Source organism: Rhodococcus sp. UFZ-B548, assembly GCF_903819475.1.
Classification (GTDB): Bacteria; Actinomycetota; Actinomycetes; order Mycobacteriales; family Mycobacteriaceae; genus Rhodococcus_F; species Rhodococcus_F erythropolis.
This window is the reverse complement of the sequence record NZ_CAIJDS010000063.1, coordinates 17655-40152: the sequence shown is the minus strand read 5'-3', so window position 1 is coordinate 40152 and position 22498 is coordinate 17655. Positions and strand designations below refer to the sequence as shown.

At 62.9% G+C, this 22498-nt stretch carries 27 protein-coding genes and 1 pseudogene; 14 read left to right on the top strand and 14 right to left on the bottom strand.

The window, feature by feature from the left end; translation table 11 throughout:
* Both H7C86_RS37595 and dapA read right to left on the bottom strand, forming a co-directional pair.
* A pseudogene (locus H7C86_RS37595) lies at window positions 1–156 on the bottom strand (HNH endonuclease); the annotation flags it as partial.
* A gap of 48 nt (window positions 157–204) precedes the next feature.
* Complete coding sequence (dapA, locus tag H7C86_RS32780) at window positions 205–1098, bottom strand: 4-hydroxy-tetrahydrodipicolinate synthase (protein WP_182263065.1); 894 nt, start codon at window positions 1096–1098, stop codon at window positions 205–207.
* A gap of 71 nt (window positions 1099–1169) precedes the next feature.
* On the opposite strand from dapA, the gene H7C86_RS32775 reads away from it, so the two are divergent.
* Window positions 1170–2078, top strand: a complete 909-nt coding sequence (locus H7C86_RS32775) for a LysR family transcriptional regulator (protein WP_020908025.1) — start codon at window positions 1170–1172, stop codon at window positions 2076–2078.
* A 6-nt stretch (window positions 2079–2084) separates the two neighbouring features.
* Here H7C86_RS32775 and nadC read toward each other — a convergent pair whose 3' ends face one another.
* Genes nadC through nadA form a run of 3 tightly spaced genes read right to left on the bottom strand, consistent with a single transcriptional unit; the run spans window position 2085 to window position 5562 of the window.
* Window positions 2085–2957 carry a carboxylating nicotinate-nucleotide diphosphorylase gene (gene nadC / locus H7C86_RS32770; protein ID WP_182263064.1) on the bottom strand — a complete coding sequence of 291 codons (873 nt, stop codon included), beginning with the start codon at window positions 2955–2957 and terminating at the stop codon, window positions 2085–2087.
* A complete protein-coding gene (locus H7C86_RS32765; protein ID WP_182263063.1) occupies window positions 2957–4528 on the bottom strand; it encodes an L-aspartate oxidase in 1572 nt (523 codons plus the stop codon). The genes nadC and H7C86_RS32765 overlap by 1 nt, the downstream gene beginning before the upstream one ends.
* Entirely contained in the window at window positions 4525–5562 is a 1038-nt protein-coding gene (gene nadA / locus H7C86_RS32760; protein WP_020908027.1) for a quinolinate synthase NadA, read from the bottom strand. Before nadA ends, H7C86_RS32765 begins: the two co-directional genes overlap by 4 nt.
* A gap of 102 nt (window positions 5563–5664) precedes the next feature.
* On the opposite strand from nadA, the gene H7C86_RS32755 reads away from it, so the two are divergent.
* Complete coding sequence (locus tag H7C86_RS32755; RefSeq protein ID WP_007733069.1) at window positions 5665–6393, top strand: NUDIX domain-containing protein; 729 nt, start codon at window positions 5665–5667, stop codon at window positions 6391–6393.
* 14 nt (window positions 6394–6407) lie between these two features.
* Here H7C86_RS32755 and H7C86_RS32750 read toward each other — a convergent pair whose 3' ends face one another.
* Together H7C86_RS32750 and H7C86_RS32745 are read right to left on the bottom strand one after the other, a co-directional pair.
* The gene (locus H7C86_RS32750) at window positions 6408–6740 is read right to left on the bottom strand and encodes an SDR family NAD(P)-dependent oxidoreductase (protein ID WP_029255524.1); all 333 of its coding nucleotides are present in this window, start codon (window positions 6738–6740) and stop codon (window positions 6408–6410) included.
* 110 nt (window positions 6741–6850) lie between these two features.
* Window positions 6851–7453, bottom strand: a complete 603-nt coding sequence (locus H7C86_RS32745; protein WP_182263062.1) for a TetR/AcrR family transcriptional regulator — start codon at window positions 7451–7453, stop codon at window positions 6851–6853.
* An 83-nt stretch (window positions 7454–7536) separates the two neighbouring features.
* Here H7C86_RS32745 and H7C86_RS32740 point away from each other — a divergent pair, with 83 nt between their 5' ends.
* The gene (locus H7C86_RS32740) at window positions 7537–8367 is read left to right on the top strand and encodes an SDR family oxidoreductase (RefSeq protein WP_182263061.1); all 831 of its coding nucleotides are present in this window, start codon (window positions 7537–7539) and stop codon (window positions 8365–8367) included.
* Between the two features lie 28 nt (window positions 8368–8395).
* On the opposite strand, the gene H7C86_RS32735 is transcribed toward H7C86_RS32740, so the two are convergent.
* The 3 genes from H7C86_RS32735 to bioB are packed head-to-tail and all read right to left on the bottom strand — an operon-like array spanning window position 8396 to window position 10232.
* On the bottom strand, window positions 8396–8986 hold the full coding sequence (locus H7C86_RS32735) for a DUF2567 domain-containing protein (protein WP_182263060.1): 591 nt from the start codon (window positions 8984–8986) through the stop codon (window positions 8396–8398).
* Between the two features lie 11 nt (window positions 8987–8997).
* Window positions 8998–9222, bottom strand: coding sequence for a hypothetical protein (locus H7C86_RS32730; protein WP_019748812.1), 225 nt, complete (start codon window positions 9220–9222; stop codon window positions 8998–9000).
* Complete coding sequence (gene bioB, locus H7C86_RS32725; RefSeq protein WP_024487821.1) at window positions 9219–10232, bottom strand: biotin synthase BioB; 1014 nt, start codon at window positions 10230–10232, stop codon at window positions 9219–9221. The genes H7C86_RS32730 and bioB overlap by 4 nt, the downstream gene beginning before the upstream one ends.
* A 164-nt stretch (window positions 10233–10396) precedes the next feature.
* Between bioB and H7C86_RS32720 the strand changes: the two genes are divergently transcribed.
* A complete protein-coding gene (locus tag H7C86_RS32720; protein ID WP_080910807.1) occupies window positions 10397–11053 on the top strand; it encodes a TetR/AcrR family transcriptional regulator C-terminal domain-containing protein in 657 nt (218 codons plus the stop codon).
* Here the strand turns inward: H7C86_RS32720 and H7C86_RS32715 are convergent.
* Both H7C86_RS32715 and H7C86_RS32710 read right to left on the bottom strand, forming a co-directional pair.
* The gene (locus tag H7C86_RS32715; RefSeq protein WP_080910806.1) at window positions 11039–11359 is read right to left on the bottom strand and encodes an AzlD domain-containing protein; all 321 of its coding nucleotides are present in this window, start codon (window positions 11357–11359) and stop codon (window positions 11039–11041) included. The two genes, H7C86_RS32720 and H7C86_RS32715, sit on opposite strands and share 15 nt — an antisense overlap.
* Window positions 11356–12051, bottom strand: coding sequence for an AzlC family ABC transporter permease (locus H7C86_RS32710; protein ID WP_037249420.1), 696 nt, complete (start codon window positions 12049–12051; stop codon window positions 11356–11358). Before H7C86_RS32710 ends, H7C86_RS32715 begins: the two co-directional genes overlap by 4 nt.
* Before the next feature lie 64 nt (window positions 12052–12115).
* Here H7C86_RS32710 and H7C86_RS32705 point away from each other — a divergent pair, with 64 nt between their 5' ends.
* The 3 genes from H7C86_RS32705 to H7C86_RS32695 all read left to right on the top strand — a co-directional run bounded on the left by H7C86_RS32705 (window position 12116) and on the right by H7C86_RS32695 (window position 13607).
* Complete coding sequence (locus tag H7C86_RS32705) at window positions 12116–12688, top strand: helix-turn-helix domain-containing protein (protein WP_021344529.1); 573 nt, start codon at window positions 12116–12118, stop codon at window positions 12686–12688.
* Between the two features lie 101 nt (window positions 12689–12789).
* Window positions 12790–13203 (top strand): VOC family protein, encoded by a 414-nt coding sequence (locus H7C86_RS32700; protein ID WP_182263059.1) that lies wholly within the window; start codon window positions 12790–12792, stop codon window positions 13201–13203.
* 29 nt (window positions 13204–13232) lie between these two features.
* The gene (locus H7C86_RS32695; RefSeq protein ID WP_172932062.1) at window positions 13233–13607 is read left to right on the top strand and encodes a VOC family protein; all 375 of its coding nucleotides are present in this window, start codon (window positions 13233–13235) and stop codon (window positions 13605–13607) included.
* Window positions 13608–13612: 5 nt separating this feature from the next.
* Here H7C86_RS32695 and H7C86_RS32690 read toward each other — a convergent pair whose 3' ends face one another.
* The gene (locus H7C86_RS32690) at window positions 13613–13777 is read right to left on the bottom strand and encodes a hypothetical protein (RefSeq protein WP_019748819.1); all 165 of its coding nucleotides are present in this window, start codon (window positions 13775–13777) and stop codon (window positions 13613–13615) included.
* Window positions 13778–14065: 288 nt separating this feature from the next.
* Here H7C86_RS32690 and H7C86_RS37590 point away from each other — a divergent pair, with 288 nt between their 5' ends.
* The 7 genes from H7C86_RS37590 to H7C86_RS32660 all read left to right on the top strand — a co-directional run bounded on the left by H7C86_RS37590 (window position 14066) and on the right by H7C86_RS32660 (window position 20994).
* Window positions 14066–14194, top strand: a complete 129-nt coding sequence (locus tag H7C86_RS37590) for a hypothetical protein (protein ID WP_021333694.1) — start codon at window positions 14066–14068, stop codon at window positions 14192–14194.
* Window positions 14178–14693: a tail fiber domain-containing protein gene (locus H7C86_RS32685; RefSeq protein WP_108912743.1), complete on the top strand. Its 516-nt coding sequence runs from the start codon at window positions 14178–14180 to the stop codon at window positions 14691–14693. Before H7C86_RS37590 ends, H7C86_RS32685 begins: the two co-directional genes overlap by 17 nt.
* 10 nt (window positions 14694–14703) lie before the next feature.
* Entirely contained in the window at window positions 14704–16677 is a 1974-nt protein-coding gene (locus H7C86_RS32680) for a GAF domain-containing protein (protein WP_092763601.1), read from the top strand.
* Between the two features lie 106 nt (window positions 16678–16783).
* The gene (locus H7C86_RS32675; protein WP_175470278.1) at window positions 16784–18073 is read left to right on the top strand and encodes a hydroxymethylglutaryl-CoA reductase, degradative; all 1290 of its coding nucleotides are present in this window, start codon (window positions 16784–16786) and stop codon (window positions 18071–18073) included.
* 5 nt (window positions 18074–18078) lie between these two features.
* On the top strand, window positions 18079–19047 hold the full coding sequence (locus H7C86_RS32670; protein ID WP_135000409.1) for a hydroxymethylglutaryl-CoA lyase: 969 nt from the start codon (window positions 18079–18081) through the stop codon (window positions 19045–19047).
* A gap of 61 nt (window positions 19048–19108) precedes the next feature.
* A complete protein-coding gene (locus H7C86_RS32665) occupies window positions 19109–19615 on the top strand; it encodes a hypothetical protein (RefSeq protein ID WP_020969828.1) in 507 nt (168 codons plus the stop codon).
* The gene (locus H7C86_RS32660) at window positions 19612–20994 is read left to right on the top strand and encodes a tripartite tricarboxylate transporter permease (protein ID WP_046378687.1); all 1383 of its coding nucleotides are present in this window, start codon (window positions 19612–19614) and stop codon (window positions 20992–20994) included. The genes H7C86_RS32665 and H7C86_RS32660 overlap by 4 nt, the downstream gene beginning before the upstream one ends.
* Here H7C86_RS32660 and H7C86_RS32655 read toward each other — a convergent pair.
* The gene (locus tag H7C86_RS32655) at window positions 20981–22465 is read right to left on the bottom strand and encodes a sensor domain-containing diguanylate cyclase (RefSeq protein ID WP_259349368.1); all 1485 of its coding nucleotides are present in this window, start codon (window positions 22463–22465) and stop codon (window positions 20981–20983) included. The genes H7C86_RS32660 and H7C86_RS32655 overlap by 14 nt on opposite strands.
* Window positions 22466–22498 lie beyond the last annotated feature (33 nt).

Below are 22498 nucleotides of genomic sequence, written 5' to 3'. Positions count from 1 at the left end.
CTCGTCCACCACCGCCACACGCACAGCCTCGAGACGAAGAATCTCCGCACTCGCCTCGATAGCAGCGGTACGCAACTCAGAAGCAGACAGCTGCCACAGGCGTCCGCGCAACCCCACCGCAGAACCAGACACCACATCCGACAGATCGACACTCATTGAATCCCCCGATCCCCACCCCAGACAATACTCGAACACCCGTTCGAGTCAAGAGTGGTAGACCTCGAGCGCCCGCGCTACCGATTCGTCACTCGCAGGTAGCAACGGCAGTCGCACATCGGGAGTCGGAATCTGCCCCAATGCATGCAACACGCCCTTGATGACAGTCGGGTTCGATTCGGAAAAGAGAGCTCCTGACAGCGTCGACAACCGTCGCCCAAGATCGCGAACACTGTCCACATCTCCACTGTCCCAAGCCTTCACCAGGCGCACGAACTCGGCGGTCGACAGATGAGCGGACGCCAAGATTCCACCTGACGCACCCAAGGCCAGAAGCGGCGCGAGGAACAGATCATCCCCCGCCAGTACGGCGAAGTCGTCCGGAAGATCCGCGAAGAGTTCGACGGCAGCTGCGTCGATACCGCCCGCGGCATACTTCACACCAACAATCCCGGGCAAAGCACCCAGCTCCCGCAAAGTGCCGCTGTCCAGATCGCACGCAGTTCGGTACGGCACGTGATAGACGATCAGCGGCACGCGGCTCGACGACTGCAGATGCGCGAAATGCGCCACCACACCGGCTTTCGACGGCCTCGTGAAGGAGGGAACCGGCACCAAGGCCGCCGAGACGTCAGGCCACCGAGTCAGCCTCCCGAGCGCCTGCGCACTGCCCGCCGTGTCGTTGCTACCCGCGCCCACGATCAACGTCGCACCTCTCGCACGGCACACGCTCGCACAGATATCCAGAACGGTCACTCTCTCTTGCTCGGTGAGGGTTGCGGTTTCCGCTGTAGTCCCCAGTGCAACGAGTCCGACCGCACCTTCGGAGAGGACCTGGTGCGCAAGCTGTTCGAGTGCGTCGGTTGCAATACGACCGTCGCTCTTGAAGGGCGTGATCAGTGGTACATGGATTCCGGCCAGGTCAACTCGAGTCGTAGTCATAGAACTCAGCCTCACCGAACAGACCTTGTCGGTCTAGTTCGCATTTCCATCGTCGAGCGTAAGCTGAGCTGATGCTCGATGTTCGTCGACTGAAGCTATTGCGCGAACTAGCGCTGCGCGGAACCATCGTTGCCGTTGCCGAGGCGCTGTCGTTCAGTCCCTCCGCGGTGTCGCAGCAATTGGCCGTCCTCGAACGTGAAGCCGGCGTGCCGCTGCTGGAACGAACAGGCCGTCGCGTCCGCCTCACGCCGGCCGGTGAGAACCTCGCACGTCATGCCGAAGTCATCCTGCAACGCCTGGAGCAGGCGTCGGGTGAATTGGTCGACGCGCGTCGTGGACTGGCGGGGCCGCTGCGCATCGGAACGTTCCCGACCGCCGCACGGGCGATCCTCCCGCCGGCATTGATCGCCCTCTCTCGCGAGCATCCCGGGTTGGAACCGATGGTTTCGGAGATCGACCCAGCGGACGTCGCCGACGCCCTACGAGCTGGGAATCTGGACTTGGCGTTGATTCACGACTACGACTTCGTCCCTCGTCCCAGCGAACCGGGCCTGACAGCGTTGCCTCTGTGCAGCGAATCGGTCTATCTGGCGTCGAACGACACCGCTACAGATCCCGACAGCACCATTACCGCGCTGACCGACTGCGTGGAGCAGCACTGGATTACTGCGATCCCCGGAACTGCTTGTCATGCAATGACCATTCGCGCGTGCCAAGCGGCCGGGTTCACCCCGAAAGTGCGACACCACATCGACGAGTTCGCCACCGTTCTCGCCCTCGTCGCTGCAGGGCAGGGCGTTTCGCTGGTCCCGGAACTCGGAGCAATCCATCCGCCACTCGGAGTGCGCCTGACGCCGATGCCCATTCGACGAAGGACCAAGATCGCACACCGAGCCGGCTCCGACGCTCACCCGGCGGTCGCAACCGTGACAAGCGCGCTTCGCTCGGCCGTCCCGCAAATGCTGGACGCCGAGCAATAGCGGCACCTACATGTCGAGCCCGAGGTCGAGCACTGTCACCGAGTGCGTCAAGGCACCTACAGCGAGGTAGTCGACGCCGGTTCGGGCGTACTCTGCGGCAACGTCGATGGTGAGACCACCGGATGACTCGAGCTTGGTTTCGGGGGCAACAGCGTCTCGGCGTTGGACCGCGATCTGCGTCTGCCACAGCGGGAAGTTGTCCAGCAGAATAAGTTCCACGTTCTCCGCCAGCACCTGGTCGAGCTGAGTGAGGTTGTCGACCTCGACTTCGCACTCGATGTCCGGCGCGAGCTCACGGACCGCACGAAGTGCTGCGACCACCGAACCGGCAGCGGCAACGTGGTTGTCCTTGATCAACGCCGCGTCACCCAATCCCATACGGTGGTTGACGCCTCCGCCCACGTGGACTGCATATTTCTGCAGAGAACGTAGTCCGGGCAGTGTCTTTCGGCTGTCCCGCACTTTGGCATGAGTGCCGGCGATGGCGTCGACCCACTGCGACGTCGCCGTGGCGATTCCCGAGAGATGGCAGACGAGGTTGAGCATCGTCCGCTCTGCGGTAAGAAGGCCGCGGGTGGGCGCGACGACGGTGAGCACCGATTGACCTGGCGCAACCCGAGTTCCATCGGCCACCCGATCAACGACCTCGTAGTTACCCGCGCCGATCACCTCGTCGAGAACAAGCAGTCCGACGTCGATGCCGGCGACAGTACCCGAGGAGCGTGATGCGACCGAGGCCTTCGCGACTGCATCGGCGGGAACCGTTGCGGTAGAAGTGATATCGGGGCCATAGCGCAGATCCTCGTCCAGAGCGAGCCTGACCAACGTGAGCAGTTCGTCACGGTCGAGCGGCGCGGGCAGGATCTTCTGCTCGGTCATCAATGAACTCCTGTCAACAACATGTCTGGTATTTCGAGCGCTCCATCGGCACTCATCTTGATCCGAGTGCTGCGACGCTGATTCGGATCTGTTTCAGGATAGTCGGTGCGGGTGTGACAGCCTCGGCTCTCGGTTCGTGCCACGGCTACATCGACCAACGCTGTCGCGGTCAGTGTGAGCGCCGCGTCTTCGAGGTCCCCAGCAGCCACCGCCACTGTCTGATCGGCGTCGGCAAGCGCGGCTCGCGCAGTCTGGAGACCGCCTCCGTCGCGAACCACCGACGCGTGTGCGGTCATGACGGACTGCACAGTCTCTCGTGGGAGGATCGGCATTGGCTTGCGCACCACGTTGACCACTTCGGCATGAACCTCTCGACGCTCGGCAGCTGCGATTCCGGCACGCTCCCCGACCACCAAACCCTCGAGAAGGCTGTTGGACGCAAGACGATTCGCGCCGTGCAATCCTGTGCGAGCCACTTCGCCGGCTGCGTAGAGTCCAGGCACTCCCGTTCGTCCATGGACGTCGGTGGCGACTCCACCGCACGAGTAGTGCGCGGCCGGAGCGACCGGAATGAGTTGGGTGCGTGGATCGATGCCCGCTTCGAGACAGGATGCGGTGATGGTCGGGAACCGCGAATCGAAGCCGTCGAGCTTGCGGGCGTCCAGGTAGACGTGATCGGTGCCGAGATCTCGTAGGCGTGCTGCGATTGCGCGCGAGACCACGTCACGCGGGGCGAGATCACCCAGCGGATGAACACCTGCGGTGACCGAATCGCCGTTGGTGTCGACAAGAATCGCACCTTCGCCGCGGACCGCCTCACTGATCAAGGGCCGGCGACCTACTCCACCCGGAGTGAAGAGGACCGTCGGATGGAACTGAACGAATTCCAGATCCGCAATTGCCGCACCTGCTTCGAGCGCCAACGCGATTCCGTCGGCAGTTGCGCCGGGCGGATTTGTACTGCAGGCATACAGCTGACCGAGTCCACCGGTAGCGAGCAGTACCGCGGGCGCATGGATCACTCCGAGCCCTTCCGGCGAGGAGACAATGAGTCCACACACCCCGCGCCGGTTGGTCACCACCTGGACTGCCGCTGCACCGAACAGAACGGGGAGGCCGGCAGCGTTGAGAGCCCGCTGCACTTCCGCGCCCGTGGCGTCGCCGCCCGCATGGATGATCCGACGCGTGCTGTGCCCACCCTCGCGGGTGCGCGACACCTCGCCGTCTCGCCCGCGATCGAAGACCGCGCCCAACGCGGCCAGCGCCGCAACTGCGTCGTGACCAGCTTCGACGATGGAATAGACGGCTTCCTCGTCGCACAAGCCGACGCCGGCCTCACACGTATCCGCAACGTGCGACTCGACGGAATCCGTATTCAGATCGTCGACGACTGCGATGCCGCCCTGCGCGTACTGAGTCGAGGTGTCCGTCGGACCACCCTTGCTGACCGTGAGTACTTTCAGCCCCCGCAGAGAAGCGGTGCGCGCAGCGGTGAGGCCCGCGACACCGCCTCCCACGACGACCAGGTCGGCATGAGCCTCCCAGGCGAAACGCCCGGCAGGGCTGCTCACTCGCCGCCGCCCGGATTACCGATCTCAATCATGCGCTGCACCGATTTCTGTGCACGCTTGGCCATCTCGAGATCGACGTGGACCTCGTCCTTGCCCTCGAGAAGGCAGCGAAGCAACGCGGCAGGCGTGATCATCTTCATGTACGGGCACGACGCGCGGTCGTTGACGGCCTGGAAATCGACGTCGGGCGCTGCCTTGCGCAACTGGTGCAGCATCCCGATCTCGGTGGCGACCAGAACCTGCTTGCTCTTGGTGACGCGGGCAGCGTCGAGCATTCCGCCGGTGGAGAGGATCTTGACCTTGTCCGCGGGGACCGCGCCTTCACCGGCGAGGTACAGAGCCGAAGTAGCGCAACCACATTCAGGGTGCACAAAAAGCTCGGCATCGGGGTGAGCCTTGGACTTCGCCGTCAACTCGTCACCGTTGATACCCGCGTGGACGTGGCATTCACCGGCCCAGATCTGCATGTTGGTGCGGCCTGTGACGCGTTTGACGTGAGCTCCGAGGAACTGGTCCGGGAGGAAGAGAACTTCCCGGTCGGGATCAATCGAGTTGACCACGTCGACGGCATTGGACGACGTGCAGCAGATGTCGGTGAGACCCTTGACCTCGGCCGTGGTGTTGACATAGGACACGACGAGGGCGTTCGGGTTGTCGGCCTTCCACTCACGAAGCTGCTCGGCATTGATCGAGTCGGCCAGAGAACAGCCGGCTCGCTCGTCCGGGATCAGCACGGTCTTGGACGGCGACAGGATCTTCGCGGTCTCGGCCATGAAGTGCACACCACAGAAGACAATCGTGTCCTCGGGCGCCTCGGCAGCGATTCGCGAAAGCGCCAGGGAGTCGCCGACATGATCGGCGACGTCCTGAATCGCAGGCAGCTGGTAGTTGTGCGCAAGAATCGTCGCGCCCCGTTCGCGAGCCAGACGTTTGATCTCAGCGGCCCACTCGGGGGTCGCTTCGACTCCGTTGTATCCGCCGGGGCCGTCGTGAATCTGCGAGGCCGATCCCTCCCATAACGTCGTGGTCGTCATGGCGTTCTCCTTCACCGTGAACCCGGGCTCGTCACCCAGTTCAAATCCGGACGGGCTGGCCCGGATTTCCGTATTCGAGGTTTTCGACTTAGGATCGAAAACGTGCCCAATAGTAACACCACCCACGAAGTGCTTGCAGCGGTGTTCCAAGTTCGCACCTTCCCCGCAAGCATCGCCGCAGGTGACGGCGATCACTGCCCACAAGGGCGTGAAGAGTTGGCCGTGCTGCTGTGGCAGCGCGCACTCAACCCACAGAAAGGCACATGGTCACTGCCCGGGGGCACTTTGCGCGACGACGAGGACCTGACGACCTCCGCTCGACGACTCCTCGCCGAGAAGGTCGACCTACGAAAGGTCGCCCACCTCGAGCAACTCTCCGTCTTCAGTGATCCACAACGAGTGCCGGGCCCGCGCCGCATCGCGTCGACCTTCCTCGGACTCGTTCCCCTCAGCGCCGACCCACAACTTCCACCCGACACGGCCTGGCACCCCGTTTCGAAGTTGCCGGAGATGTCGTTCGACCACGGAACCGTCGTACGGCACGCGCGTAATCGACTGGCTGCAAAACTCTCCTACACCAACATCGCATTCGGGCTGGCTCCCGAAGAGTTCGCGATGTCGACACTGCGCGAAATCTACTGCGCTGCACTCGGTTACCAAGTCGACGCAACCAACTTGCAACGCGTACTGGGTCGCCGAGGCGTACTGACTCCCACCGGCAACACCGCACCGTCCGGCAAGTCGGGCGGACGCCCACCGGCCCTGTACCGCTTCACCGACTCCACCTTGCGAGTCACCGACGAGTTCGCTGCACTGCGTCCCCCGAGCTGACGTCGATCAGGTTCTCAGGCAACGGCTTCGAAACTTCCGCGTTGCAGCCACGCCGAGGTCACCGCGCCGGCCGGATCGATGACCCGATTGATTGCGCCGAACCGCGTCGTCACCCGATCGAGAATCCGATCGGCCTGCCAACGATCCGTCGGATCAGCGACTATCGCAAAGAAGCGATGGGTCGGTTTTCCCGCCATGATGCGCACCAATTCTGTCACCGTCCGCGCAGTGACCGCCACGCTCCAACCGGCGTCGAGAAACTCGGTGGCGATACGCGCACCGTGCTCGAATCCGATGTCCGTGACAAGTACAACTCCCCTGTTCGGGGCGATCTCCGAAACGCTCATTGCGAAACCTCCACTCGGAATCAAACTTCTTGACTCCCATGTAAGTCCGCAATCTTGTGGCTCCCTTGTGTTGGTTCTGTGAGAACTCTGGGGATTCCGCGCCCCACACATCAGGCAGATCGAGACAGCCCCGCCCAGAAGACCGTCGAGGCCGCGTTCACCACATCACCGATCGGCACGTCGCCCAACATTCCGCCCGCGGCCAGCGTCGCGACGCCATGGAACGTCGCAAAGGCAACCAGCGCAATACTTTCCGGATCACCGGCGGCAATGTCACCCGCAGCCTGCGCTTCCGATACGAGCCGAACGGTCAGGTCCATCGTCGCGTGCCCCGCGTTCACGACAGTCTCGGCCGCACCGGGTGCATGCTTGTTGCTGTACATCAGAGACAACAGACCCGGATGCTCCAACGCAAAATCCACATAGGCGTTGGCGAGCGAGGAGAACCGGGCTTTCGCGGTCGGCGGCGCCTCCGAAACTGCTCGCTCGAGTGCACCGGTCATCCGATGGAATCCGCTTTCAGCCAAGGCGTCGAGCAAAGCCTGACGGTCGCGAAAATGCTTGCCAGGGGCCGCGTGACTGACGCCCGCCTCGCGCGCAAGCTGCCGCAGCGACAACTTGTCGACGCCATCACGCTCGAGGGTCGCTTCAGCTGACGCCAGGAGTTCCTGTCGCAGGCTGCCGTGGTGGTACGGCTGTTCGTGGGCGGGCATGGTGGCACCATATCAAAATGTTGTCATTGACAACTATGGTGTCAGTGCCTACATTTGGGATCACCCGAACCGAAGGAGCCACCATGGCCATCGACGTAGCCGGAACCACCGTCCTCATCACCGGAGCCAGCGCTGGGCTCGGAGTGGAATTCGCTCACCGCTTCGCCGCTCGCGGTGCAAATCTGGTTCTCGTCGCCAGGCGGGCAGATCGCCTCGAAGCCCTCGCTACCGAACTCCGCGTCGCCCACGGCATCACAGTCACAGTTCTGCCTGCCGACCTGGCGGCGCCCGGCGTCGGCGCAACACTGCACCAGGAGCTGACAAACCGTGGCATCACCGTCACCTCGCTGATCAACAACGCCGGATTCGGAACACACGGAGCATTCGTGGACGAAGATCTCGAGCGCGTCACGTCCGAAATTCAGCTCAACATCGCCACGCTGGTCGAACTGACGCACACCTTCCTGCCCGATCTCCTGGGCGGACGTGGAGCGCTCGTCAACATCGCGAGCACGGCGTCGTTCCAGCCGACCCCTGGCATGGCCGTCTACGGCGCGTCCAAGGCTTTTGTACTCAACTTCACCGAAGCACTCTGGGCAGAAGCTCGCGGCAGCGGATTGACCGTATTGGCGGTGTGCCCCGGCCCGACACGAACCGAGTTCTTCGACGTCGTCGGCTCCGAAGATGCTGCGGTCGGGCGAATGCAGGCGGCAACTCAGGTGGTGGATACAGCTTTCCGGGCACTGGATCGACGCAACGCACCGCCGACAGTCGTATCAGGTTTGCCGAATTGGGTGTCCTCGATCAGCACTCGCTTCGCAACCCGCCGGTTGGGAGCGTTGATTTCGGGTCGACTGTTGGGTGACGTGCGAATGAAGTCCGCAGCGAACCGCCCGTCGACGTCGGCGGTATAGAGAAGCAACGGCTGTATAGAAGCAACGGCTACGGGAGTTTCGGCTGGACCGCGTCGTCGGTCTGTTCGGCCTCGGTGGGCGGATCCCCGGATTCCGGATCCCCAGATTCCGGGTGGTCCCCCACACCGAGGTCGTCGTACGGATTGAGCACTGCCAGAACCAAAGTCACGACGCACGCCGCAAGCGGCTGAAACAGAAGCACAAGCAAGGTGCCGATGTTCGGTGCGCGCGCGATGATCTCCCCGACCGCCGGATTGTCGGCGGTGGGGAAACGCAGTTTTGTCACGCCCGAACCCACGAGTGCCATCAGTCCGGCACCTGCCGCCGAGCCGACTATCAACCCGCCCAGGGCATACGGGCCTCGACTCAGACGCGCCAACCACGCCGCTACTGCCGACAGCACACCGACGATCAGTGCCAGCCAGATGAACACAGCACTCGCGTCGAACTGATGGAGGCTCTCACCCGTCAACGCGACGCCGCGCCCCTCGGACACCACCAACAGATGCTCGGCCGGAGCCAAGAACGCCCACACCACACCGACGAGCACGCTCACGCCCGCAGTGGTTGCGGCGATCACGATCGCGGTGCGCAGACGAGTCTGCCGAAGAGAGATCACACAGAGTGACGCTACCTGCGGGCGGCGTCGATCGAGTCGACGACACCGTGTCGGGAGCATTTCGCCCACCATCCGTCAGGGCTGACCTGAACGATCATGCGGCGCCCGCACTGCTCGCAGAAGCGAGGCGGCTCTAGCCCCATCGACGCCGCAGTCGGCGTCGGATCGTCGACACCGTCGACGATCCGACGCCCGGTGAACGGGTTGTACCGCTCCTCGGTCACCGGAGTGCTCACAGAGTGTCGTTCAGTGCTTTGATCGGCATCTGCAGATCCACCAACAAATCCAGATCCTTCTCGGCGGGACGCCCGAGGGTCGTCAGGTAGTTGCCGACGATGACGGCGTTGATTCCACCGAGGATGCCCTGCTTGGCACCCAGGTCGCCGAGGGTGATTTCGCGTCCACCCGCGAAGCGCAGGATCGTGCGGGGCAGCGCGAGACGGAATGCCGCCACGGACTTGAGCGCCTCGCTGGCGGGCAGCACATCCAGATCCCCGAAGGGGGTGCCGGGACGCGGGTTGAGGAAGTTGAGCGGGACCTCGTCCGGCTCGAGTTCAGCCAAGTTCGCGGCAAATTCTGCGCGCTGCTCCAATGATTCACCCATACCGAGGATTCCGCCGCAGCACACTTCCATGCCTGCTTCGCGAACCATCCGAAGCGTGTTCCACCGCTCTTCCCACGAGTGTGTGGTCACGACGTTCGGGAAATGCGACTTCGAGGTCTCCAAGTTGTGGTTGTACCGGTGCACACCCATGGCGGCCAGTTGGTCGACCTGTTCCTGGGTCAGCATGCCGAGCGAGCAGGCGATCTGGATGTCGACCTCATTGCGGATCGCCTCGATACCTGCGGCTACCTGAGCGAGCAACCGGGCGTCAGGTCCGCGGACGGCGGCCACGATGCAGAACTCGGTAGCGCCCGACTTCGCAGTCTGCTTGGCAGCTTCCACCAGGCTCGGGATGTCCAACCAGGCCGCGCGAACCGGCGACTGGAAGAGTCCGGACTGCGAGCAGAAATGGCAGTCCTCGGGGCAACCGCCCGTCTTGAGGCTGATGATGCCCTCGACCTCGACCTCCGGTCCACACCATTTCATACGCACATCGTGGGCGAGAGCCAGCAGGTCTTCGAGCCTGTCGTCGTCGAGTCGGAGTACGTCGAGCACCTGGCTTTCGGTCAGGCCAACTCCTCTTTCGAGAACTTGCTCGCGCGCCTGGTCGAGGATGTCGACCGTCGCAGGGGCCGTGCTAATCGGGGGCGGGGTCACAGACGTCTCCTTCGAAACCAGCAAAATTGAACACCGTACAAGTTGAACGGTGTTCACGTTAGAGACGTGGTGGAATACTGTCAAAGGCGGGTCCGATCGACATTCGATCGCGAGCGGTCCACGGCGGGACGAAACGAGGGGAACAACAAGTGCAGTTGCGACGCGGCGACGTGCTGGACGGCGCCATGGCGATACTCGACGAGTTCGGACTTGCCGACCTCACGATGCGCAGGCTCGCAACGTCACTGGGTGTCCAACCCGGCGCCCTGTACTGGCACTTCCCGAACAAGCAGACCTTGCTCGGTGCGGTCGTCGACAAGATCCTCGAAGACCTCGACACTCCCGTAGACGCAGAGACATGGCAAGACGCGTATTCCGAACTGGCACACAGACTTCGGTCTGCCCTGCTGGCGCACCGCGACGGCGCCGAGTTGGTCAGTGCCACCTTCGCTTCGCGGATGACAAGCAGCAAGGTGCGCGAGCACTTCGTACACGCCGGCGAAGAATCCGGGCTATCACGCGAGCATGCCCAACTCGCGGCGTACGCCCTGCTGTACTACGTGCTCGGCCACACCGTCGACGAGCAGTCCCGAGCGCAGATGGAAGAAATGGGGGCACTTACCCGAGCACCCATTTCCCCCGACTCCCCCGAGGTGATCGGCGGCGGTTCCGACGAGGACCTCCTCGACGGCGATCCGACAGTGCGCTTCCAGTTCGGCCTGGACCTGTTCATCGACGGCATCCGCACTCGCCTGAATTCGACCACACATTCAACGCGCACAGAATCGGCTCTACGACACTCCTGACAGCCGTAGTAGTGCAGTAGTGCCGGCCGCGACAATCACCACTAGTACCAATGGCGCCTTGAACCAGGCGCAGATGCCTCCAGCCACCACGCCAAGCATCCGCGCCGGCCCCGCAACGTCATGCCCGGTGAAGATCGTCGATGTCGCAACCACTGCAAGCAGCAGCACCACGACAGCACGATCGAGGGTTTTCTCGGCAAAGCTCGAAAGCTTCACCCGAGAGCGGAGCAGAACGCCACTTGCCCGCAAAGCGTAAGAGCCGCAAGCGAACACGACAATACCGATCCAGACCGACGCGGCATTCATCGAACCTTCTCCCGGAACGGTATCGTCACCGCGATACTCAGCAGCGCTACGAGCGGCGCGGTACCGGGCGGCAGGAACGGCGACGTGGCCACCGCGACTGCTGCACCGATCAGGGCGGCAAGCAGCGTCACCTTTTCCTTCAGCGCAGGCAGGACAAGGGCCAGAATGACAGCCGGAAACGCGGCATCCAATCCCAACGCGCCGGGGTCTCGGACGACGCTGCCGAGCAACCCGCCCAGCAGCGCTCCGATCGGCCACGACACCGCGATCCCGATTCCACAGAACCAGAAAGCCGCACGCTTGCGCTCCACCGATTCCTGCGCCATGGCGACCGCGACGCTTTCGTCGTTGACCAGGTGCGCGCCGACCATACTGCGCCAGCCTGAATCTTTGTAGCGACCCCTGCCGAGAAATGATCCTGCCGACATCCCGTAGGCGAAGTTACGTGAGTTGATCAACAAGCCCGCCACAACAGCAGCGGTGGCACTGCCTCCGGCTGCGATGATTCCGATGAACAAGAACTCCGAAGACGCTCCCAGAACGAGTACAGCCAACGCCGAAAGCTGCCACAACGAGAATCCAGCCGATCCTGCCGTCACACCGTAGGACACACCGACGATGGCCACGGAGAGCCAGATCAGCACGCTCACCCGAACCGTGTCTCGATCAACTGTTCGCCATAAAGAACGCATGTATTCTATGTTGAACGAAGTGACACCGTTCGTCAAGTAGAACGACCGATCGGAGAATCGAACGATGACCAGTAATGAAACGGATACAGCGGAGACTCCTCAGAAACTGGTCGCCGTCGCACTCAAACGCGAACGTGCCCGAGCAGGCTTGAGCCTCTCGGAGGTGGCGCGGCGCGCCGACATCGCCAAATCCACACTCTCCCAACTCGAATCCGGCCTCGGGAACCCGAGCCTCGAAACACTGTGGGCACTCGGCAACGCGTTGGGTGTGCCGTTCTCACAACTCGTCGACTCGCAGGCACAGACCGTTCAATTGATTCGAGCCGGAGAAGGTCCCGCAATTGCTTCGGCAAACGCGTCGTACATCGCGACGCTCTTGGCGCCGAGCCCACCGAACGCACGACGCGATCTGTATCGCATAGTCGCCGAACCGGGCGAGCCGCGTATTTCGACTCCGCATGCGCGCGGCACCACCGAACACGTTGTGATCGGCACCGGGCGAGCGGAGGTCGGGCCCACCGCAGATCCGATCGAGCTCGGCCCGGGCGACTATCTCGCTTATCCCGGCGACGAGGAGCATATCTTTCGGGCGCTCGAACCAGGGACGACGGCGATCATGGTGTCGGAACACAGCTGAGCCGCGATGAGTTTCGCCGCTGCGGGAAGTCTGTATCTGGGAGGTGATGTGGCCAGAGCCTCGATTGCCGACGACAGTAACGACCGACAGCAGGAGGACCCATGTCCGGATCCAGCATCAGCAGCATTTTGCTCTCGAGCACCAACCCCGAACGATTGCGCGACTGGTACGCCGAGGCGTTCGCCCCGAAGGTCGACCGGACTCCCGGTGAACCTGGCTACGACGTCCTCGACTTCAACGGTTTCTACGTAATGCTCGACAGACGCGAGGACGTCGGTGAGACCAACCCCCAGCCGGGTCGCATGTTCCTCAACGTCGAGACCGACGACGCCCGGTCGATCGCACAGCGCATCGACGCACTCGGCGGAAACTGGCACGCTCCGCTCGAAGTCCGCGGGGGCAGTTTGTTCGCCACCGCGATCGACCCCGACGGAAACTACGTTCAGATCATCGAGTTCAGCGAGGAGGCCAGGGCCGACATGGAATCCGGAATGACGGATTCCCAACCCACCTAGTCCGACAACAGCTAGGAACGGAGATAGCCATGCTTGCGGACACCAAAGCATTCAGCGGATTTTCGGTGACAGACATCGATGCTGCACAGAAGTTCTACGGCGAAATACTCGGGCTGAAAGTGACCGATGAAGACATGGGGCTGATTCGGCTACATCTTGCCGGCGGAACCGAAATCCTCGTCTATCCCAAACCGAATCACGAAGCGGCGACGTACACGATTCTTAACTTCGTCGTCGACGACATCGACACAACCGTCGATCAACTGACCGCACGTGGCGTGGAGTTTCTGAAATACGACGGATTCCCCCAGGATGCGCGAGGCATCATGCGTGGCAACGGCCCCGACATCGCGTGGTTCACCGATCCAGCCGGCAATGTTCTGTCGGTAATCAAGGAGTCCTGACGCGCTTAACCGCTGAACAGCTGTGACTGCCGCTGTTCAGCGGTGTCGGTGTTCGAGCGTTCTGCTGCCGCAGTTTCACGCTCGGCCGCCAGTTGCTCGGCGCTTTTTGCGTCGACAACGGGCTCCGACGCGCTGAGGTCGGAAAACAAGCCATTGCTCGATTCGTTCACATGCCACCCTTTTGCCTGGTCATCGTTGCCGCGCGCAGATAAACCTGCGTTAGAGATCGGTCGATGGCTACTTGATTACTGCCGCCCGTACGGCGCCGACAAGGCGCCGATGACCCAGCAGTTCTTGACCCAGTGTTGCACGCCTGTGTTTTCCACGAGAAATTCGGTCCAGACGGGTTGTCATCGCCCGCACGGCGGAGCAATGTGAAAGATGAGCGCGGAGCAGGTCGGCAGCACTTTCGTCGGACACCTGGCCCCTCAATTCACCGCACAATTTTTGGAGGAATCATGTTGGGAATTGCTTTGGGCCTCGGCAGCGCTGCTGTCGGAATCGGCCTCGGACTACTGGGCGCGGGAGCGGGAATTCTGCTGAGCGACAAGACCGTCAAAACTGCGCGACGTGACCTCACCGCCTGACGAGGGCGAGCGCACTGACTATTTGGACACTCGGGTCAGCACTCGGGTCAACGCGGCGATGCGCCACCCCGCGCAGTGGGTGCTCTCGCACGCCACACGTCGCCGCGGCGTGGACACAGACGCAGCCGTTCCCACCAGCGCCCAGGACGTGCTCGACCGGTTGACGGCTCTCCGAATCAGCACGTGGAGCTACGGTTTCGACCACAAGTCGATCCGTCATCTCGGACCGATGGCACAGGATTTTGCCGCAGTCTTCGGCCTGGGATCCAACACCCGTCGGATCTCGGCCGTCGATGCAAACGGCGTCTGCATGGCGAGCATCCAAGCATTGAACCGCAAAGTTCTCGCCCTCGAGACAAAGGTCAGCGCGCTCGAGAAGGACATGGACAGACTGCACGAAGAACTGGGAGGCACGGGCACGGATCGAAATGCATTAAAGGTCAACAACAGTCACACACCCCCGCCGCTCGACGAGTTCGGTAGGTCCGCAGGTCTGTAGTTTGTTCGGTGTGACCGCCCCTGATTCAGACTCCGACTCAGAACCCAACGAGATTGCCGCGCTGTTCGACGTGACGTCCGACTCCGTCGGTGACGAACATGTCGAACAGGTACTTTCCGAATTCGGCCTCGGCGCAACGGAGATCACGCAGACCGCGGCCCGCATCCGGGCCAGTCGGTCGGAATTCCGCCGACTGCGCCGTCGCGAGAACGAATTGGCGGTCCTCTACTCGAGTGCGCGTGAACTCGCGCAAGTTCGCGACGTGGACACTCTGCTCCAGCGACTCGTCAACCGAGCACACGACATCATGGGCACCGACGTCACGTACCTCTCCGAGTTCGATGTGGTCACCAGAGATCTGAATGTTCGAAAGACAGCAGGCGCCGTCTCGCCGGAACTACAGCATCTACAGGTTCCTGCCGGCGCGGGACTGGTCAGTGCGATTGCCGAATCTCGAGCAGCCCAATGGGTTCAGAACTACAGCGACTACACGCAGTCGCGCCATGACGAAGTGGTGGATGCCGCGATCGTCGCCGAAGGTCTGGTGGCGATTCTCGGCGTGCCGATGCTCTCGGACGGCCAGATCCTCGGAGTCCTGTTTGCCGCCGACCGCCGTGAACGACGATTTACTGCCGATCAGATAGCCCTGCTCTCGGCGCTGGCGGATCATGCCTCGGTGGTCCTGCAAACCGCGCGGGCGCTCGATCGCGCCGAGGAATCCGCCGCCGAGACCGGGCGAGCACTCGACGAACTGCGTGAGCACGTGTCCGCGCGAGACAAGTCGAACATCGTCCACCAGGATCTGATCCACGCCGTTCTCCGCGGCGGTGGCTATGCCCAGGTTGCACGAACCCTCAGCAGCGCACTCGAGCGCGGCACCGTCGTGGTCGACAGTGAGCTACGCCCTCTGGTCAAATCCTCGGGCGAGCAGATCACGACGGTGCCGTTGTCTCTACCTCGCGCCGTGTCCGAGGCCATCGACCAGAGTCGCCGAAGCGGCCGATGCACGTTTGTCGCCGATGACAGTGAAACCGTGATCCAACTCGTCAGCGCCATCACTGCCGGAGAATCGTTCCTCGGGGCCATCTTGCTGAATCGTTCGGACGCGCCGATCGGACCTGTCGAACTCAGGACCGTGGAACGGGCCGCTCAGGTTACTGCGATCCTCGTGTTGCAACACACGGCGGCAGCAGCAGCGGATCGTCGCGCACGTGACGAACTGGTGGCCGACCTGTTGAGCACTGCGCCCGAGCGCAGGCGCGATCTCGAACGTCGCACCCGCAACCTCGGCATCTCCCTCGGCGAACTCGATACCGTCCTCGTGGTGTCGGTTGCTCCGGAACTCCGCACCGCTGCGCTCCGCGCAATCGGGCAGAGTTTGCCGGTCGGGGCTTTGGCGTCGCAGCACGCCGGATTGATCGCGGTGGTCTCGCGCTCGGGGAACCCGGCAGCCGCGGCGACCGTCGTTCACCGCCAGATCACCGGTTCGGTGGGACCTCACGCCGTGGTGATTGCGCCGGCAACGGCGGAGCGTCCCGAAGACCTCCCGGCGCGCTTCACCTCTGCCCTGCGTACTGCTCGCCTGCTCTCGGCGTTGGGCAAGACCGACGGCGCGGTCACGACGGCGTCGTATCTGCCGTACACCGTTCTGTTCGGCGAAAATCCGGAATCACTTCATCAGTTCATCGATGACGTGATCGGCCCGGTACTCGCCTACGACCGCGACAAGGACACCGATCTCACTGCGACCCTGCGCGCCCTCGTGCGCAACGAAGGAAGCCCGACCAAGGCTGCCCGCGCCCTCAACTATCACCCGAACACCGTCATTCAGCGTCTCGAGCGCATCCGCACCCTCCTCGGTCACTCGTGGCGTGAAGACGAGAACTTCTTTCGGGTGTCCATGGCGACGAGGCTCGACGAGCTTCGGCAAGTGGGCGCCGAAGAGGCCGGGGGTGAGACCGTCGACAAAGACGGTGGTGCATGACACTACAATTTCAACCGATCGATGTGCCCTGAGCACGTGGCCTGGCAGCCATCACCCTCCCTACTGTGAAGCGGAGCACAGAATCACTTCAGGAGGACCACCCCCCGTGTCAATCAACAGCCGGTCTATCAATAGCCGTATCGCCAATTTCCGGTCCTACGATGTCGCCGCACGGCGCGCCGAGATCGTCCGCCAGACGGACCTGACCGAAGCAGACATCGCGGTCTACGACGCTGCCGACGGTCTCACCATCGATCAGGCCGATCGCATGGTCGAGAACGTAGTCGGTGTCATCGGCATCCCGGTCGGCGTCGCCACCAACTTCACGATCAACGGCACGGACTACCTGATCCCTCTCGCCACCGAGGAGCCGTCGGTAGTCGCAGCCGCGAGTAACGCTGCCCGCATCGCACGCGGACTCGGCGGCTTTCACGTCTCGAGCACCCCGCCGATCATGCAGGCCCAGATACAACTCGTCGACGTCGTGGATCCGGCGGCCGCCCGAATCCGACTCCTCGAGGCTCGCGAGGAAATCATTGCACTCGCCAACGAGCAGGACCCGAAGTTGGTCAGCGTCGGCGGTGGTGTGAAGGACATTTCGGTTCGCATCGTTCCTTCGGACAAGGCCACCTACGTGGTCCTCCATCTTCATGTCGACGTACGAGATGCCATGGGCGCCAACGCCGTCAACACGATGGCCGAGGCAATCGCGGATCGAGTCGCCGAGATCGGCGGCGGACACGTCGTCCTGCGCATTCTCACCAACAAGGCCGATCTGCGGCTGACGCGCGTGCGCGCCGTGTTCGACGCCGAATTGATCGGCGGCGCAGAGGTTGTGGACAACCTGATCCATGCCGCGCGCTTGGCGGAGCTGGATCCCTACCGCGCCGCGACGCACAACAAGGGCATCATGAACGGCATCAGCGCCGTAGTGCTGGCTACCGGAAATGACACGCGCGCAGTCGAAGCCGGATGCCACTCCCATGCAGTCAACGCCGACGGAATCTACTCCTCGCTCTCGCATTTCGAGAAGAATGCCGACGGAAACATCGTCGGCACCCTCGAGCTGCCCATGCCGGTCGGCCTCGTCGGCGGGGCCACCAAAGTGCACCCCGTAGCGCAGGCCGCAATCAAGATGCTCGGCGTCGAGAGCGCCGAGGAACTCGCCGGCATCATCCTGGCAGTCGGTCTGGCGCAGAACCTGGCCGCTGTCCGCGTTCTGGCCAGTGAAGGTGTCCAACGCGGACACATGGGACTGCACGCCCGCAACATCGCTGCCACCGCCGGAGCGCAGAAGAGCGAGATCGACGCCGTGGTCGCACGCCTGATCGCGGACAAGAGCATTCGCGTCGAACATGCCGAGAAGGTTCTCGCCGAGATCCGCGGCGGAAACTGACGACAATGACCGAAACAGTTGCAGGATCACCAGTGTGGAAGCCGGCGCCTCATCGAGTGCCGGCGCCGGGACTACCGACCTCGGTCCGGATCTACGAAGTCGGGCCACGCGACGGACTTCAAGCAGAGACGGCGGTGATCCCGACCGAGACGAAAGCCCAGTTCATCGAACGCCTCGTCGCGGCCGGTTCCCGCACTGTCGAATTGACGAGCTTCGTCTCACCTCGATGGATCCCGCAACTCGCGGACGCGGAAGAATTGATGGATCGGCTGCACCTGCCGGACTCGGTACGTACGGTCGTTCTTGTCCCGAACCGTAGGGGTCTCGAGCGGGCCGTTGCCGCCGGAGCGCGCGAAGTTGCAGTATTCGTCAGCGCTACAGAGGAATTCGCTAAACGAAACCTCAACTCGACGGTAGACGGCGCTATAGCCGCGGCCACCGAGGTCACTGCCGCCGCAAGAGCTCTGGGACTTCCCGTCCGCGGCTACATCTCGATGTGCTTCGGCGACCCTTGGGAAGGCACTGTGCCCGTCGAACGTGTCGCCGACACCGCGAAGACCCTGGTCGACAGCGGTGTCACGTCACTCTCACTCGGCGACACCATCGGCGTCGGCACACCTGGCCATGTGCTCGCCTTACTCGACGCCCTCCGAGAACGTGGCATCCCCACATCGCAGATCGCCATGCACTTTCACGACACCTACGGCCAGGCGCTGTCGAACGTCTATACGTCGTTGACCGCTGGAGTATCCGAATTCGACAGTTCCGCAGGTGGTCTCGGACGGTGCCCGTACGCCAAGGGCGCGACCGGGAATCTCGCCACCGAGGATCTGGTGTGGATGCTCCACGGCCTCGGGATCGACACCGGCATTGACCTGGATTCCCTTACCGACACAAGTAGTTGGATGGCCGAACAGATCGGACACTCGAGTCCGTCCCGAGTCGTCACCGCCCTCCGCGCAGCACGTATCTGACACTCGCAAGCAAGCCCCTCCCTGTACGACCCCCTGCCATGCATGACACTGGAGAAGACTGATGTCACCACCGCAGTCGGCAACGACGCCGACCACCACAACCGCGCCGACCGATCAGCAGACATACCTCGAAGTCTGGGGCGACACTGTCAACGGTCGACACCTCGCGATCTCCGTCGCAGTTGGCAGCGTCGTGGGCGCGTCGGCTCTGCTTGCGGCCCAGTCGCTGTTCGAACGGGTCGTCAGCGAACCGTCGTTGGCCCAGGCGTACAGCCTGCTGGTCGGTATCGCTGCCTGCCTGCTCGCCGGCGTCGTCTGCGGAATCTTCATCAAGCCGAAGCGGATAGTCGCCTTGGCCGCCGCCGACGCGGAGTCGATCGACGGTGTCATCACGACGATGAGTGAGCAGCGTCAGGGTCTGGGCACTCTCGCCGACATTCCGGAGCAGAGTCGACAGGAACTTCGCGAACTCGGTCTGTACGACCACTTCGCCGCTGCCGAGGCCGAGCACGCACAGGCCTCGAAGACATCGCCCTCGAACCCGCCGAAGGGCGGTGGGCGCGCATGAGTTCGGTTCTGACCAACGAAATTCTCATCGCCGTTCTCTTCGGCATCATCGGTGCTGTCGCGTTCACGTTCATCGGATTGATCTCCGGCACGGACGAGACCGCCACCATCGCACCGCTGACTCTGCTCGTGATTCTGCTCGGCGCTCCCCCGGCGGCAGTCTTCACGTTCTTCCTCTCCGGTGCGATCGCCAAACACATGACGCATGCGGTGCCGACGATGCTGCTGGGCATTCCCGGCGACACGATGGCGATTCCGCTCTTGCCGGAAGCGCAGATGATGCGCTCACTCGGCATCCCGCACATCGCACTCCGCAAGGCGATCTCGGGAGCAGTGATCTCGGCGTTCGTCGCCGTGCCGGTTGCCGTCCTGTTCGCGACCATCCTCGCGCCGTTCGCCGACACCGTTCAGTCGATCGCACCGTGGCTGTTCCTGGTCGCCGCCATCGGCATCGCCTACGCCTCACCAGGCCGCTGGGCCGGGGTGGTCGCCCTCGTTCCGTTTGTCATCTTGATCCTCGGTGCCCGCGCGTTGACGTCGAATTACGACGTGTCGCTGAACATCAGCTACTTCCTGGCCATTGCGGTCGGGCCGCTGATCGCCGACCTCGCGCTGACCCTGGGGCCGTCGAGCCGCAAGGACATGGAACGCAGCGAACCCAAGACCGTGGCACTGGCCCCGGACATCAAAGGATGGAAGGGATACTTCCCCAATCCTCTGAAGGTCCTCGATCGCAAGCAGATCGGTTACACCGCAGCCGCTTCCACGGTGTCGAGCGCAACGTTCGTTTTCAGCCCCGTCGCCATGACAGTTCTGATGGGTGAGCTGGTAGGTGCGCGGATCAAGAACGGCTATCACCGACTGACCACCATGGTCTCGGCAAAGAACGGTACGACGGAATCCACCTACATCGCGGAAACCCTCATCCCTCTCGTGGCCTTCGGCCTTCCGCTCAGCCCGCTGGCAGCAGGTCCCGCGGCCCCTCTGTTCAACGCTCCGCCGGTCTTCGAGACCAATCAGGAAACCGGAGTGATCAACAATCTCTCCACGTACCTGACGCAGTGGGAGTTCCTGCTCTACGGACTGCTCGCAGTGGTCACGGCAACGGTCATCGCGTACCCGTTTGCCATGAACTACGCGTACCGCGCTGCGTCAGCGGTGGTCAAGCACATCAGTCACGAAGCTGTGATCGCGGTGTTCACGGGACTGGTTGTGGTCATCAGCATCTGGGAGGGCGGCATCCTCGGGCTTCTGATCACCGTGACGGTCGGCCTGGTCGGTGGCCTTCTCGGGCGCCTGTTCAAGATTCACGGCGGTGTTCTGTTCATGGGTTACTACGTGGCGCTGTTCAGTGTTCCTGCCCTGATCAATCTGCTCTGATTCGCTGGATTCCACCAACACGTGCGGACCCGCAAGAATGCGGGTCCGCACGTGTTTCTTCAGCTACCGACCGTGAGCGCCACGGTTCGATTCCGGTCCAGCTTCTTCGCTCGGTACAACGCCTCGCGGCGCAATCGACCAATTGCGTCAGGTCTGCGTCGCCGTGGGGTGAACATGCGACGCCGATGCTGACCGTCGGCCCGAGTTCACCCAACACCGCCGACGAATTCTCCGCTTGTGCGCGTCGAATCATCTCGGCCGTTTCGGTCGCACCCTCGAGATCGACGCCGGCCATCAGTACGACGAACTCCTCACCGCCCAACCGGGCGAAGAGATGCTTGTCATCGAGGTTCCGCCGCACCTGATCGGCAAAACTCACCAACGCGGTATCGCCGGCGCGATGACCGAGGTTGTCGTTCACCATCTTGAAGTGATCCAGATCCATCATCAGGACGCTCACCGGACGACCAGAGTGGCGACGCGGATCGGGCGCACCCGTCACGCTGCCGCCTCGCCGCAAGAACTCGTCCCGGCGCAACGCACCGGTGAGATCGTCGTGGGTGACGGCCTGTGTGAGTGCCTCGAGCGCGCGGCGGCGCTCGAGGATCACACACGCCACCGCGATCGGCGCTACCGCCAGCAACGACAATCCGATCTGGACGGACGCACTGACGGGCGAGACGCCTTCGCTGGACAATCCGAGATGCCCGTCGGCCGTCAGTACCAACGTCCAGGCAGTTGATGCGGCGGTGAGCACCGACGTGACAAAGACATTGGTGAGCAAAGCGGCAGTCACCAGCGCCGGCATGGCAAACGCGATCGCTCCGGCGCCGCCGATCACCCACTCCAAGATGATGCAGATGGCCAGCAGCGCTGTCGGAACAACTGATCGACGCAGAAGTGTGGCAACAGCTTTCGGGTCTCGATCCACCCGCCGAAGCGAAGGGAAAGTCAGCACCAACGGGACGATGGTCATGTAGTTGACGAACTCACTCGAGAACCAGAGCAACCAGCCGTCCCACCACTGCCCGCCGAACAGCACGCGGTTCGCGATTCCGCCCACGAGCGCCGCCATCGACGCGGCCACGACAGTCATCGACACGAGATAGCCGACGGACTGAATACTGGTCAGTCGACGATCGTCGCCGCCCACCCAGCGGAAGGCGTAAAAGCCACTCGCAACACCGACGATGTTGGCCGCGTTGAGCCACACCGTGGACTCCCACGCCCCGCCCGTGATGAGGTCGGCTCCAACGTAGCCGGCTGCAGCGCAGATCCAGGTGAGCGGTGTGGCCGAGCGCGGCGATCGAAAGAGAATCCCGAGAAGCAGCGCATTGGCCGGCCAGAAGACAGCAAGCGTGCCCGGTAGGCGGCTCAGAATTCCGACCAGGCACGAGGCGAAGACGACTACGCCGATAAGCAGTGCGCGACGTACGGCCGATGACGACAACGACTTTTCGACCGTGCTCACCACCTACATTCGGCTGACCTACTCACAATTCGC